This window comes from Pseudomonas sp. M5 (assembly GCF_016907075.1).
In the GTDB taxonomy this organism is placed as follows: Bacteria; Pseudomonadota; Gammaproteobacteria; order Pseudomonadales; family Pseudomonadaceae; genus Aquipseudomonas; species Aquipseudomonas putida_E.
In genome coordinates this window covers 2,647,899-2,660,710 of record NZ_JAFBBH010000001.1, presented here as the reverse complement: position 1 = coordinate 2,660,710, position 12,812 = coordinate 2,647,899, and the positions used below count along the sequence as shown (strand labels likewise).

Sequence of the window (12,812 nt, the reverse complement as noted above, 5' to 3'; positions counted from 1 at the left end):
GTGATCGGTTGGAAACAAGCAGCAGTGCTGACCCTGGCCGTACTGGCCGCAGGTTGCAGCAGCAACAGCAAGAAGGAACTGCCTCCGGCCGAGCTGACCAAGTTCACCGAAGAAGTGGTACTGAAAAAGCAGTGGAGCCGTTCGATCGGTGACGGCCAGGGCGAGACTTACAATACCCTGGTGCCAGCCATCGAGAACGACCGCATCTACGCCAGCGACGTCAATGGCGAAGTCTTCGCCCTCGACCGCATTACCGGCGACGTGGTGTGGAAGCAGGATCTGGAGCTGCCGGTTTCCGGCGCCGTCGGCGTTGGCTATGGCCTGGTCATGCTCGGCACCCTCAAGGGTGAAGTGATTGCCCTGGACTCCAGCACCGGTGAAGAGCGCTGGCGCTCGCGCGTAACCAGCGAAGTCCTGGCGCCGCCTGCCAACAACGGTGACGTTGTGGTGGTGCAGACTCAGGACGACCGTCTGATCGGCCTCGATGCCGCTACCGGCGACCGCCGCTGGATCTACGAGAGCACCCCGGCTGTACTGACCCTGCGGGGCACCGGTGCGCCGATCGTCACCAACCGTCTGGCCGTCGCCGGCCTGTCCACCGGCAAAGTGGTCGCGGTCGACATCAACAACGGCGTGCCGGTGTGGGAGAGCCGTGTGGCGATCCCGCAGGGCCGTTCCGAGCTGGACCGTGTGGTCGACATCGACGGCGGCCTGCTGCTGTCCGGTGGTACGCTGTACGTCAGCACCTACCAGGGCCGCGTAGCGGGCCTGGACCTGGAAAGCGGCCGTGTGCTGTGGCAGCGTGATGCCTCGAGCTACGTGGGTGTCGCCCAAGGTTTCGGCAACGTCTATGTCAGCGAAGCTTCGGGCAGTGTCGAGGGTGTCGACGAGCGCTCTTCCAGCGCACTGTGGACCAACGACTCGATGGCGCGCCGCCAATTGTCGGCACCGGAAGTGTTCTCCAGCTACGTGGCTGTAGGTGACTTCGAAGGTTACCTGCACCTGCTCAGCCAGGTCGACGGCCGTTTCGTCGGCCGTGAGCGTATCGACAGCGATGGCCTGCGCGCCCGGCCCCTGGTGGTCGGCGACACCATCTATGTCTTTGGCAACAGCGGCAAGCTCGAGGCACTGACCATCCGCTGAAGCTATGCTCAAGGCCACGACAGGTCTTGAGTTGCGGCGTAGGACACGCCGCCCGAACTCCGGCCGCTGCCTTGCAGCGGCCTTTGCATTTTCAAGAATTCAAGAGTGGAGAGCCGCATGGTTCCCGTAATCGCCCTGGTGGGACGGCCGAACGTCGGCAAATCCACCATGTTCAACCGCCTGACCAAAACCCGCGATGCCATCGTGGGTGACCTGTCGGGTCTGACCCGTGACCGCCAGTATGGTGATGCCAGCTGGCAGGGTCGCTCCTTCATCCTGATCGACACCGGTGGTATCACCGGTGACGAAGTGGGCATGGACGAGAAGATGGCCGAGCAGTCGCTGATGGCCATCGAAGAAGCCGACTATGTGCTGTTCCTGGTCGACGCCCGCGCCGGCATGACTGCCGCCGACCAGATGATCGCCGAGCACCTGCGCAAGCGGAACAAGTCGGCCATCCTGGTGGCCAACAAGATCGACAACATCGACGCCGACGTCGCCCGCGCCGAGTTTTCGCCGCTGGGCATGGGCAATGCCATTCCGGTGGCCGGCTCGCAGGGCCGCGGCATCAATCAGTTGATGGAGTCGGTGCTGGGCCACATTCCTCGCGATGCTGAGGAAGAAGCCCTCGACCAGGAGGTTGCCGAAGGCGAGGAAGCGGTACGCATCCCCGGCCCGAGCGAAAAGGATGGCATCAAGATCGCCATCATCGGCCGCCCCAACGTGGGCAAGTCGACCCTGGTCAACCGCATGCTCGGCGAAGAGCGCGTGGTCGTCTACGACCAGCCGGGTACCACCCGTGACAGTATCTACATCCCGTTCGAGCGCGATAACGAGAAGTACACCTTCATCGACACCGCTGGCGTGCGCAAGCGCGGCAAGATCCACGAGGAAGTCGAAAAGTTCTCGGTGGTGAAGACGCTGCAGGCGATCAAGGACGCCAACGTGGTGATCTTCGTCATGGACGCCCGCGAGGGTGTGGTCGACCACGACCTCAACCTGCTGGGCTTCGCCCTGGAAGCGGGCCGCGCCATCGTCATCGCCCTGAACAAGTGGGACGGCATGGAGTCGGGTGAGCGCGACTACGTCAAGACCGAGCTGGAGCGCCGGCTGTTCTTCGTCGACTTTGCCGACATCCACTTCATCTCGGCGCTACACGGCACCGGCGTGGGCCACCTGTACAAGTCGGTGCAGGCCGCGTTCAAATCGGCGGTCACCCGCTGGCCAACCAGCCGTCTGACGCAGATCCTCGAAGATGCCGTCAGTGAGCACCAGCCACCGCTGGTCAACGGCCGCCGCATCAAGCTGCGCTATGCCCACCTCGGCGGTGCCAACCCGCCGCTGATCGTGATCCACGGCAACCAGACCGAGAAGATTCCCAAGTCGTACTCGCGTTACCTGGAAAACACTTACCGCCGGGTGCTCAAACTGGTCGGTACGCCGATCCGCATCGAGTACAAAGGCGGTGAGAACCCGTACGAGGGCAAGAAGAACACCCTCACCGACCGCCAGGTCAACAAGAAGCGCCGCTTGATGTCGCACCACAAGAAGGCCGAGAAGAAGCGCCGCGACAAGCGCTGACAAGCGGCAAACTTCAAGTCGCAAGCTGCAAGAATGAGCGGACGCTGATACATGTCGCTTTTTCTTGTGGCTTGGAGCTTGTAGCTTATAGCTCTCCGTCCCGCAGGAAAGAGGGCTTCATGATCCGCAGCAAACTGCCGAACGTCGGCACGACCATCTTCACCACCATGTCCCAGCTCGCCGTGCAGACGGGCGCGCTCAACCTTTCCCAGGGTTTCCCAGACTTCAATGGCCCGCAGGCTTTGCTCGATGCGGTTGGCCGCCATGTGTCCGCCGGGCATAACCAGTATGCGCCGATGACCGGCTTGCCGGCCTTGCGCCAGCAGGTGGCGGCCAAGGTCGAGCGCCTGTATGGGACCAAGGTCGATGCCGATCAGGAAGTGACCATCACCCCGGGCGCCACCGAGGCGATCTTCTGTGCCATCCAGGCGGTGATCCACGCGGGTGACGAGGTGATCGTCTTCGACCCCTGTTACGACAGCTATGAGCCCTCCGTGGCGCTTGCCGGCGGACGCTGCGTGCACGTACAGCTCAGTGATGGCGGCTTCGGTATCGACTGGCAGAGGTTCAGCGATGCCCTGAGCCCGCGCACACGCATGGTCATCCTCAATTCGCCGCATAACCCCAGTGGTGCGCTGATCACGGCTGAAGACCTGGACCAGTTGGCGCGCCTGATCGCTGACCGCGATATCTACCTGGTCAGCGACGAAGTGTATGAACACCTGGTCTACGATGGCGTACGTCATGCCAGCGTTCTGGCCCATGCAGAGCTGTACCGCCGCGCGTTCGTGGTCAGTTCGTTCGGCAAGACTTACCACGTGACCGGCTGGAAGACCGGCTATGTGGTCGCGCCACCTGCCTTGAGCGCGGAGCTGCGCAAAGTGCATCAGTACGTCAATTTTTGCGGGGTTACACCGCTGCAGTGTGCACTCGCGGACTTCATGGCCGAACACCCTCAGCATGTCGACGAACTGCCAGGTTTCTATCAGGCCAAGCGCGACCTGTTCTGCGACCTGCTCAACGGTTCGCGTTTCAGCTTTACCCGCACGGCCGGCACCTATTTCCAGCTGGTGGACTATTCGCAGATCCGGCCAGACCTGAACGACGTCGAAATGGCCCTTTGGCTCACCCGTGAACACGGCGTGGCGACCATTCCGGTGTCGGTGTTCTACCAGCAACCCATCCCCGAGCAACGCCTGGTACGCCTGTGCTTTGCCAAACGTGAGGAGACGCTGCGTCAGGCAGCGGAAAAACTATGCGCGATCTGAGTGCACTGCCCAACCTGAAAATCGCCCTGGTGCAAACGGCCCTGGCCTGGCACGACCGCGAGGCCAATTACGCGCATTTCGAGGTGTTGCTCGACCAGGCTGGAGATGCCGACCTGGTGATCCTCCCCGAGATGTTCACCACTGGTTTTTCGATGGAATCGGAAAGCTTGGCCGAGCCCGAGAACGGCCCGACCTACAAATGGCTCAAGGCTCAGGCCAAGCGCATCAACGCAGTGGTTACCGGTAGCGTGATCATCCAGGCCGCCGATGGCAGCCACCGCAACCGCTTGCTGTGGGCGCGCCCGGACGGCGAGATCCTGCACTACGACAAGCGCCACCTGTTCCGCATGGCCGGTGAGCATAAGCACTACACCCCGGGTGAGCGTCAGGTGCAGTTCGAGATCAAGGGCTGGCGGGTACGCCCGCTGATCTGCTATGACCTGCGTTTCCCGGTGTGGAGCCGCGATGCCCAGGATACCGACCTGCTGTTGTACACCGCGAACTGGCCGGCGGCGCGCCGCCAGCACTGGAACCGGCTGCTGCCGGCGCGGGGTATCGAGAACCTGTGCTTCGTGGCGGCGGTGAACCGGGTGGGCACCGATGGCAAGGGTTTCGCGTATTCCGGCGACAGCCAGGTGCTGGATTTCCAGGGTGAAAGCTTGCTCAGTGCGGGCGAGGCAGACGGGGTGTTCACGGTCGTGCTGAGGGCGGCGGAGCTCGCCAACTACCGTACCCGCTTCCCGGCCAACCTGGATGCCGATACCTTCGAGCTGCATTGAGCCAGCACCGCCCCCCGGTAGGAGCGGCCTTGTGTCGCGAAAGGGTCGCAGAGCGGCCCCAGCAATTGTTGCATCAATGCCGAAACATCGAGGGCCGCTTCGCGGCCCGTTCGCGACACAAGGCCGCTCCTACAGCGGCCAGCTGTGTCAGTTCAATCCCTGATCAGTAAACATCCCGCCGATAACGCCCGTCTTCGATCAACTGCTCGACCATTTCTTCACCGAGCATGCCCTTGAGCGCCGCATCAACACCGGCCGCCATCCCGTGCAGGCTGCCGCAGACATACACATAAGCGCCATCGGCAACCCAGCGCTTGAACTCCTCAGCCTGCTGCAGCAATACATCCTGCACATACACCTTTTCGGCCTGATCGCGCGAGAACGCCAGGTCCAGGCGTGCCAGGTCGCCGCTCTCCAGCCAGGTTTGCAGCTCATCGCCACACAACAGGTCATGCGCGCGGTTACGCTCTCCGAACAGCAGCCAGTTGCGCTGCTCGCCGGCATTGATCCGCGCCCGCAGCAGGCAGCGCAGGCCCGCAAGGCCAGTGCCGTTGCCGATCAGGATCATCGGCGCGGCGCTTTCGGGCAGATGGAAGCCACTGTTGCGCCGCAGGCGCAGGCCAAGGGTGCCATCGACTGGCAGGTACTCGGTCAGCCAGCCAGAGCCCAGGCCAAGGTTGCCGTCGGGGTGACGCTCCTGGCGCACGATCAGCTCCAGCACACCATCGCTGGCGATCGAGGCGATGGAGTATTCGCGGCTGCCGATCGGTGCCAGCGCATCGATCAGCGCTTGTGGCTGCAAGCCGATCAGGTGGTCCCGGCGGGGTGGTAGCTGGCGGCCTGCCAGGGCTTGGCCGAGGGTCTCGCTCAGGCCGTGAAGCTGCACAGTGGCGTTGGCGTCGAGGGCCATGCCGCTGAGGAATGCATCCACGCGTGGCTGGCCATTGAGCGGCAGAATTTCTACCAGATCACCGGCCTCCCAACTGGCGGGCTCTTCAGGGCGCAGGCCGATCAGGTAGACCGGTTGGCCTTGACTGCCTGGATTGAGCAGATCGCGGCTGACCAGGCTCCAGTTGCCGAAACTTGGCGGTTGCCAGGCAGCGACGGGTTGGGCGCCAGTCAGCTGCGCCAGTTCCTGCTGCCATTGCTGCAGGGCCGCCGGGTCGGCGTTGTCCACTTCCACCGGGCTGAACGCCGTGCTGGCACCGCGCTCGCCGAGCCATGCCTGCAGGCGCCGGGCAAAGCCGCAGAAGTGCGGGTACTGGCGATCACCGAGCGCCAGCACGGCATAGCTGAGCCCGTTCAGGGCCCAAGGCTGGCCCAGCACCTTGCGCTCGAAAGCGCGGGCGCTGTCAGGCGCTTCGCCGTCACCGAACGTGCTGACCACGAACAGCGCGCGGCGCGTCTGGCGTAGGTCCTCTTCGCCAAGGTCGGCAAGTGCACGTACTTGCACCGGCAAGCCTGCGGCCTGCAATTGTCCGGCGCTCTGCCAGGCCAGTTGCTCGGCGAAACCGCTCTGGCTGGCGAAGCCGATCAGCCAGCTGTCGCCGCTGGCGCTGGCGTTGGCGACGTGGCCGCGGGCGGCACGCACCTGGCGCTTCTTGCGGCGGCGGTCGAGGTACAAAAGCCAGCCGGTGACGAAGAACAGCGGCATGGTCAGGCTGGCGAGGGTGACGATGATCCGCCCCGGCAGGCCGAAGTATTCACCCACGTGCAAGGCATAAACACTTTGCAGCAGCTGGGCCTTGAAGGACTTGTCGGTATAGCGGTCGTGGTTTTTCACCTGGCCGGTGGCCGGGTCCAGGGTCAGGGTATTGAAGGCGCGTGGGTGCGCGGCGCTGTCGAGCAGGTAGAACAGGCTGGCGGGCTGGCCGCCAGCAGGTGGCAGGCGCAGGTTGTACATGGCAAGCCCTGGCCCGGCAGCGTCCTTGAGGTTGGCCCAGATGGCGTCGTAGTCGACCACCAGCGGCGGTGCGTTCTTGTCCACCTTCTGCGGCCCATGGCGGCCACGGCCTTCGCCGCGCTTGTGCTGCTGTCCTGCGCCAGGCGCGTCGGCAAGTAACCTGTTCAGGCCTTCGCGGTACCACTCGTAGGACCAGAACAGGCCGGTCAGTGCGAACAGAAGGTAGAACAGCAGGCACCAGGTGCCGGCTACGGCATGCAGGTCCCAGTTGAAGGCGCGGCCTTTCTTGGCCCAGTCGAAGCTCAGCCAGGTGCGCCAGTTCAGGGCTTTGCGCGGCCAGCGCAGGTACAGGCCGGAGAGGCAGAAGAACACCAGCATCAGGGTGCAGGCGCCCGTGATCTGCCGGCCGGTGTCACCCATGGCCAGGAACCGGTGCAGGGTGAGCATCAGTTTGAAGAAGTCTTGCCCGGCGGCCTGGCCCTTGAGCTCGCCGGTATAGGGGTCGGCATAGCGCAACTCACCGCGGCGCTCGCCCGGCGGCGGTGTGAAGAAGACCCGTGCGGCGTTGCCTTCGCGTACATCGACCCACAGCATCGACACTTTGTCGCCTTGGGCGGCCTCGACCCTGCGCACCAGTTCAGCCGGAGGCAGCACGCCCTCGGCGCGCACCTCGACCTTCAACACGTCAGCGTTGAAGGCGCGCAGCAATTCTTCCTGGAACGAATAGAGCGCACCGGTAATACCCATCAAGGCCAGCACCAGGCCAGCGGTGATGCCAAAGAACCAGTGCAATTGGAACAGCGTCTTCTTCACCACATCGTTCACCTTGTGTTGCTGCCGCGCCCTGCGCGGGGTGCATTATGCCTTGATACGCAAAAGCCCCGCTCATTGGAATGAACGGGGCTCCGGGTTGCTGCTTTAGAAGTGGACGCTGGTGGTCAGCAATGCAGTCCTGCCCGCCGCCTGGTTGGCGAAGTGGGTGGAGAACGCTTTGTCGTAGTACACCTCGTTGGTCAGGTTCTGCACGTTAAGTTGCAGGTCGACGTTCTTGGTCAGCTTGTAGGCGGCCATGGCGTCGTAACGTACATAGCTGTCGACCATGGTGGTGTTGGCTACGTTGCCGTAGACGTCATCCACATAGAAGGCGCCGCCGCCGACCGTCAGCTTCGGGGTGATCGAGTATGTGGTCCACAGGCTGGCGCTGTTGTTAGGCGTGTTTGGCAATTGGTTGCCATCGTTGGCCTTGCCCAGCGGGCCGCCGTCGATCTGGCGGGCCTGCAGGTAGGTGTAGCCGGCGAACACTTGCCACTTGTCGGTGAGCTTGCCGCTGGCCGAGAGCTCGATGCCCTGCACGCGGGTTTCGCCGACGTTTTCGTAGGTGGTGGTGTTCACCTGTACACGGGCGTTTTCCTTCTCGGTACGGAACAGCGCAGCGGCCAGCGACAGGCGCTCGTCGAGCAGGTCCCACTTGGTGCCGATTTCGTAGTTGGTGGTTTCTTCCGGCTCCATGTCGCTGGCCAGGAGGTTGCCACCACGGTCGGTGGTGCCCGATAGCGGGTTGCCTTCGGTACCTTCGCCGAGCATCGCCCCGGGCGGGGTGGCTGAAGTGGCATAGGACACGTAGATGCTACCGTTCTCGGCCGGTTTCCAGACCAGGCCCAACTGGCCGGTGAAGAACTCGCTGGTGTCGCGGCCTTTGGTCGGGACGCCGTTCTTGTTCACCACGGTCGCGCCCGAGGCATCGTAAGTGCGGAACTTGGTATCGAAGTGGTCATAACGCAGGCCCATGTTCAGCAGCCACTCAGGCGTCAGCTCCAGGGTGTCGAAGGCGTAGATTGCGCGGGTCTTGCTGCTGGTCTTGGTGCCGGCGTAGTTGCGCGAGATCGTGCCATCCCAGGCATCGTCGGGGTTCGGGTCGCTCAGCGAAGTACAGCTGCCACCATTGCCCGGGCCGGTGCAGGTGAGCTTGCTGTTTGGCGACACCGTGTAGCTTTGACGGTCCGAGTCTTCCTTGCTGAACTCGACCCCGGTGGAGAAGTTGTTCTTGAAACCGCCCACGAAGAACTCACCGAACAGGTCGGTCTGGTTGGTGGTGGTGGCAGTGTTGCCCACACGGGTATTGGCACGACGCCATACGCCGTTGTTGTTGACGTTGCCCGCGCTGTCGTCTGGCTGGGTCAGGATGTAGTCCTGCATGCTGTTGCCATGACGCAGGGTGTTCTTGATGGTCAACGAGTCGCTCAGGTCGTGTTCCACGGCGATAGTAGCGATGTCCACACGGGTCTTGCGGAAGTCGCGACCGGTCAGGCCGTAGAAGTTGTCGCTGTCGCCGCCGTCGATCGGCTTGCTTGGGTGCGCCGAGGTGCGTGCGCTGCTGCCACCGGTAGGGATGCTGTACGGGATGCCCGAATCCGGCAGGTCGTCGCTTTCCAGGTGGTAGTAGTCGAGGTTGACGCGGGTTGGCGTGCCCAGGCCAAAGGCCAGCGACGGGGCGATACCCCAGCGGTCGTAGTTGACCTTGTCCCGGCCGGCAACGTTGCTCTCGTGGGTCATCAGGTTGAGGCGGCCGGCAGCGGTGTCGCTGAACTGGTAGTTGCCGTCAAAGGTGTAGCGCTGGGTCTGGTCGCTGCCCCAGGTCCAGGCACCGTCCAGCGAGTTGCCCAGGTGTGCACGCTTGCTCACCAGGTTGATGGTGCCGCCTGCCGCGCCGCGGCCACCGATGGCCGAGTTGGGGCCTTTGGCCACTTCCACCGATTCGATGGCGAAGATTTCACGGGTCTGCGCACCGGTATCGCGTACACCATCCAGGTAGGTGTCACCCTGGGCGTCAAAACCACGAATGAACGGACGGTCGCCTTGCGGGTTGCCGCCTTCGCCTGCACCAAAGGTGATGCCTGGCACAGTGCGCAGGGCATCCTGCAGGCTCAGGGCATTGGTGTCCTTGATGACTTGCTGGGGGATTACGGTAACCGAGCGTGGGGTGTCCACCAACGGCGCGGTGTACTTCTGCGAGGAGGCCTTTTCGACCTTGTAATCGGTGCTGGCCTGTTCAGCCTTGCCATTGACTCTGGTGGCATCGAGGGTGATGGCGCTGTTGGTAGCCGGATCGGCGGCGTAGGCGGACGAAGCGCTCAGGGCGACGCCGATGGCGGACACGATCAGACGTGGAGAACTCACTGCAGATGGCACGTATTGACGCATTGTTATGGACCTTCCCCAAGGTGTGAAGGCCGCGGATCATAATGCAAGTGATTGCAGGTCACAATTGAGATTCGTTACCATTCACTTCGAACTTACAATCTTTACAAATTCTCTTTACGGTTTAATCAAGCTGAAACGTCTCGGGTGAAGAAAGGGCTTGTACGGCGTAAAAGGGAATCAATATCATTGCCACCTTTACACTCCTTAACGGTGCCGCCGCCATGCTGCTTCATATCCCCGGCCTGTTCGACGCCAATGAGCTTGCCCGCATTCGTGAGGCCCTGGCGCAGGCCGATTGGGCCGATGGCAAGGTCACGGCCGGCTATCAGTCGGCCAAGGCCAAGCACAACTTGCAGCTGCCAGAAGGCCACGCGCTGGCGAAGGAAATCGGCAGCGCGCTGATCGACCGCCTGTGGAAAACCCCACGGTTCATGTCGGCGGCCCTGCCGCACAAAGTCTTCCCGCCACTGATCAACTGCTACCGCGAGGGTGGCAACTTCGGCTTCCACATCGACAATGCCTTGCGCCAGCCAAAAGGCAGCCCGGAGCGGGTGCGCACCGACCTGTCCTCGACGCTTTTCCTCAGCGACCCGGACAGCTATGACGGCGGCGAACTGGTGATCCAGGACACTTATGGCGAGCAGCAGGTCAAGCTGGCTGCCGGGGATCTTGTGCTGTACCCGGGCACCAGCCTGCACAAGGTCAACCCGGTGACGCGCGGCGTGCGTTATGCGGCGTTCTTCTGGACCCAGAGCCTGGTACGGGAGGACAGCCAGCGGGCGTTGCTGTTCGAGATGGACAATGCCATCCAGCAACTCACCGCCGATGTGCCCGAGCACCCCTCGTTGCTGCAATTGACCGGCACCTACCATAACCTGCTGCGCCGCTGGGCAGAGGTCTGAGCCGTGTCCTATCAGTTGCGCCGTGAAGAAGTGCTGGATGTCGCTGGCCTCAAGGCCATGCTCGAAGACAGTCCGGGCAAGGCCGCCCAGGCGATTCTCGCGGCGGCAGGGCAGGGCGTGATCGAAGCTCAGGTGCTGCTCGGGCAGATCCTGCTTGACGGCCGCGGCATCGAAGCGGATGCCGAAGTGGCCCGGCGCTGGTTCGGCATTGCTGCCCAGGGTGGCAGCGCCATGGCGCACAACATGCTCGGGCGTTGCCTGGAGCATGGTTGGGGCGGCGAGGTGAATGTGGCGCAGGCTGCGGTTCACTATGCCCGCGCAGCCGATGCCGGGTTGGATTGGGGCCTGTATAACCTGGGCAACCTGCTGGCTACCGGGCGTGGGGTACCGGCCAATCAGGCGCAGGCATTGATGTGCTACGAGAAGGCTGCGCGGCTGGGGCATGCCAAGTCGATGAACCTGTATGGGCGTTACCTGGAGCAGGGTATCGCTACGGCGCCCAGCCCGGCGCGGGCAGTGCGCTGGTACAGGCGTGCCGCCGAAGCGGGGGATTTTCGTGGGATGTTCAGCCTGGCGCTGGTGCTGGTAGAGCGTGGGCAGATGGCCGAGGCAGGGCAGTGGCTGGAGCACGCGCGGGTTGAGGGGAACATGAATTTTCTGCGCAGTGCTTTGGCGACCTTGCAGGGGGCGGGGCCAGGGTTGATGGCCTTTGCGGCGCGGTATGCCGCAGAGATAGAACAGCGCGAAGCGTGATGGGGTCAACCTGAATGAAAACGGGGCCTTTCGGCCCCGTTCTGCATTACAGGTAGTAGGCCTTCAGCGGCGGGAAACCGTTGAATTCCACCGCGCTGTAGCTGGTGGTGTAGGCACCGGTCGACAGCCAGTAGAGGCGGTCACCGATCGCCAGGTTCAGCGGCAGGCCGTACTTGTAGTGCTCGTACATGATGTCGGCGCTGTCGCAGGTCGGGCCGGCGATGACCACTTCCTCCATCTCGCCTTTCTTTTCGGTCCAGATCGGGAACTTGATGGACTCGTCCATGGTTTCGATCAGGCCGGAGAATTTGCCCACGTCGGTGTACACCCAGCGCTCGACGGCGGTGCGCGACTTGCGCGCAACCAGCACTACTTCGCTGACCAGGATACCGGCGTTGGCGATCAGCGAACGGCCTGGCTCGAGGATGATTTCCGGCAGGTCGTCACCGAAGTCTTCCTTGAGGAAGCGGATGATCTCTTCAGCGTAGGTTTCCAGGCTGTTGGTGCGGGTGATGTAGTTGGCCGGGAAGCCGCCACCCATGTTGATCAGCTTCAGCTCGATGCCGTCTTCTTCCTTCAGGCGCTCGAAGATCACCTTGACCTTGGCGATGGCGGCGTCCCACACGCTGATGTCGCGCTGTTGCGAACCCACGTGGAAGGAAATGCCGTATGGCACCAGGCCCAGATCGCGGGCCAGGATCAGCAGGTCCATGGCCATGTCGGTCTGGCAGCCGAACTTGCGCGACAGTGGCCAGTCGGCGGTGGTGGAGCCTTCGGTGAGGATGCGTACGTAGACCTTGGAGCCCGGCGCGGCCTTGGCGATGTTGCGCAGGTCGGCTTCCGAGTCGGTGGCGTACAGGCGCACACCTTTTTCAAAGAAGTAACGGATGTCCTTGGACTTCTTGATGGTGTTGCCGTAGCTGATACGGTCGGCGCTGACGCCACGGTCCATCACCTTGTCCAGTTCGTAGATCGAGGCGATGTCGAAGCTCGAACCTTTCTCTTTGAGCAGGTCGATGATCTCGACCGCCGGGTTGGCCTTGACCGCGTAGTAGACCTTGGCGAACTCGAAACCGGCGCGCAGGTCGTCGTAGGCCTGGCTGATCATCTGGGTATCGATGAGTACGAACGGGGTTTCCTGCTTGTCGGCGAACGCCTTCATTTTCTGGAAGGTGTCACGCGCGAAATAGTCTTCGACCTGGATCGACATGCTCAGGGACTCCATGGGCAAACTGAAAAGATAAGTGGCTGCAAACTGAACGTCCTCCGTATCCCCACTTTG

General features: G+C 62.8%; 9 protein-coding genes. 6 read left to right on the top strand and 3 right to left on the bottom strand.

Going from position 1 to position 12,812, the window contains the following annotated elements; genetic code table 11:
- The 4 genes from bamB to JOE27_RS12110 all read left to right on the top strand — a co-directional run bounded on the left by bamB (window position 1) and on the right by JOE27_RS12110 (window position 4,771).
- On the top strand, window positions 1-1,143 hold the full coding sequence (bamB, locus tag JOE27_RS12125; protein ID WP_046784478.1) for an outer membrane protein assembly factor BamB: 1,143 nt from the start codon (window positions 1-3) through the stop codon (window positions 1,141-1,143).
- 117 nt (window positions 1,144-1,260) lie between these two features.
- Window positions 1,261-2,724 carry a ribosome biogenesis GTPase Der gene (gene der / locus JOE27_RS12120; protein ID WP_012316132.1) on the top strand — a complete coding sequence of 488 codons (1,464 nt, stop codon included), beginning with the start codon at window positions 1,261-1,263 and terminating at the stop codon, window positions 2,722-2,724.
- Between the two features lie 119 nt (window positions 2,725-2,843).
- A complete protein-coding gene (locus JOE27_RS12115; RefSeq protein ID WP_174141566.1) occupies window positions 2,844-3,992 on the top strand; it encodes a pyridoxal phosphate-dependent aminotransferase in 1,149 nt (382 codons plus the stop codon).
- Window positions 3,980-4,771 (top strand): amidohydrolase, encoded by a 792-nt coding sequence (locus tag JOE27_RS12110; RefSeq protein ID WP_046784476.1) that lies wholly within the window; start codon window positions 3,980-3,982, stop codon window positions 4,769-4,771. The genes JOE27_RS12115 and JOE27_RS12110 overlap by 13 nt, the downstream gene beginning before the upstream one ends.
- A 163-nt stretch (window positions 4,772-4,934) precedes the next feature.
- On the opposite strand, the gene JOE27_RS12105 is transcribed toward JOE27_RS12110, so the two are convergent.
- On the bottom strand, window positions 4,935-7,490 hold the full coding sequence (locus JOE27_RS12105) for a sulfite reductase flavoprotein subunit alpha (protein ID WP_204918841.1): 2,556 nt from the start codon (window positions 7,488-7,490) through the stop codon (window positions 4,935-4,937).
- 102 nt (window positions 7,491-7,592) lie between these two features.
- Window positions 7,593-9,875 (bottom strand): TonB-dependent siderophore receptor, encoded by a 2,283-nt coding sequence (locus JOE27_RS12100; protein ID WP_204918839.1) that lies wholly within the window; start codon window positions 9,873-9,875, stop codon window positions 7,593-7,595.
- A 221-nt stretch (window positions 9,876-10,096) separates the two neighbouring features.
- Between JOE27_RS12100 and JOE27_RS12095 the strand changes: the two genes are divergently transcribed.
- Together JOE27_RS12095 and JOE27_RS12090 are read left to right on the top strand one after the other, a co-directional pair.
- Window positions 10,097-10,777 (top strand): Fe2+-dependent dioxygenase, encoded by a 681-nt coding sequence (locus tag JOE27_RS12095; RefSeq protein ID WP_204918837.1) that lies wholly within the window; start codon window positions 10,097-10,099, stop codon window positions 10,775-10,777.
- A gap of 3 nt (window positions 10,778-10,780) precedes the next feature.
- Window positions 10,781-11,530, top strand: coding sequence for a tetratricopeptide repeat protein (locus JOE27_RS12090; RefSeq protein WP_174141563.1), 750 nt, complete (start codon window positions 10,781-10,783; stop codon window positions 11,528-11,530).
- A 46-nt stretch (window positions 11,531-11,576) separates the two neighbouring features.
- Here the strand turns inward: JOE27_RS12090 and JOE27_RS12085 are convergent, their stop codons facing one another.
- Entirely contained in the window at window positions 11,577-12,740 is a 1,164-nt protein-coding gene (locus JOE27_RS12085; RefSeq protein WP_046784472.1) for a type III PLP-dependent enzyme, read from the bottom strand.
- Window positions 12,741-12,812: the final 72 nt, after the last annotated feature.

Bases quoted from the DNA above. Each gene is read 5' to 3' on its own strand.
- der (WP_012316132.1), top strand. From the start codon at position 1,261: ATGGTTCCCGTAATCGCCCTGGTGGGACGGCCGAACGTCGGCAAATCC.
- JOE27_RS12115 (WP_174141566.1), top strand. From the start codon at position 2,844: ATGATCCGCAGCAAACTGCCGAACGTCGGCACGACCATCTTCACCACC.
- JOE27_RS12110 (WP_046784476.1), top strand. From the start codon at position 3,980: ATGCGCGATCTGAGTGCACTGCCCAACCTGAAAATCGCCCTGGTGCAA.
- JOE27_RS12100 (WP_204918839.1), bottom strand. From the start codon at position 9,875: ATGCGTCAATACGTGCCATCTGCAGTGAGTTCTCCACGTCTGATCGTG.
- JOE27_RS12095 (WP_204918837.1), top strand. From the start codon at position 10,097: ATGCTGCTTCATATCCCCGGCCTGTTCGACGCCAATGAGCTTGCCCGC.
- JOE27_RS12085 (WP_046784472.1), bottom strand. From the start codon at position 12,740: ATGTCGATCCAGGTCGAAGACTATTTCGCGCGTGACACCTTCCAGAAA.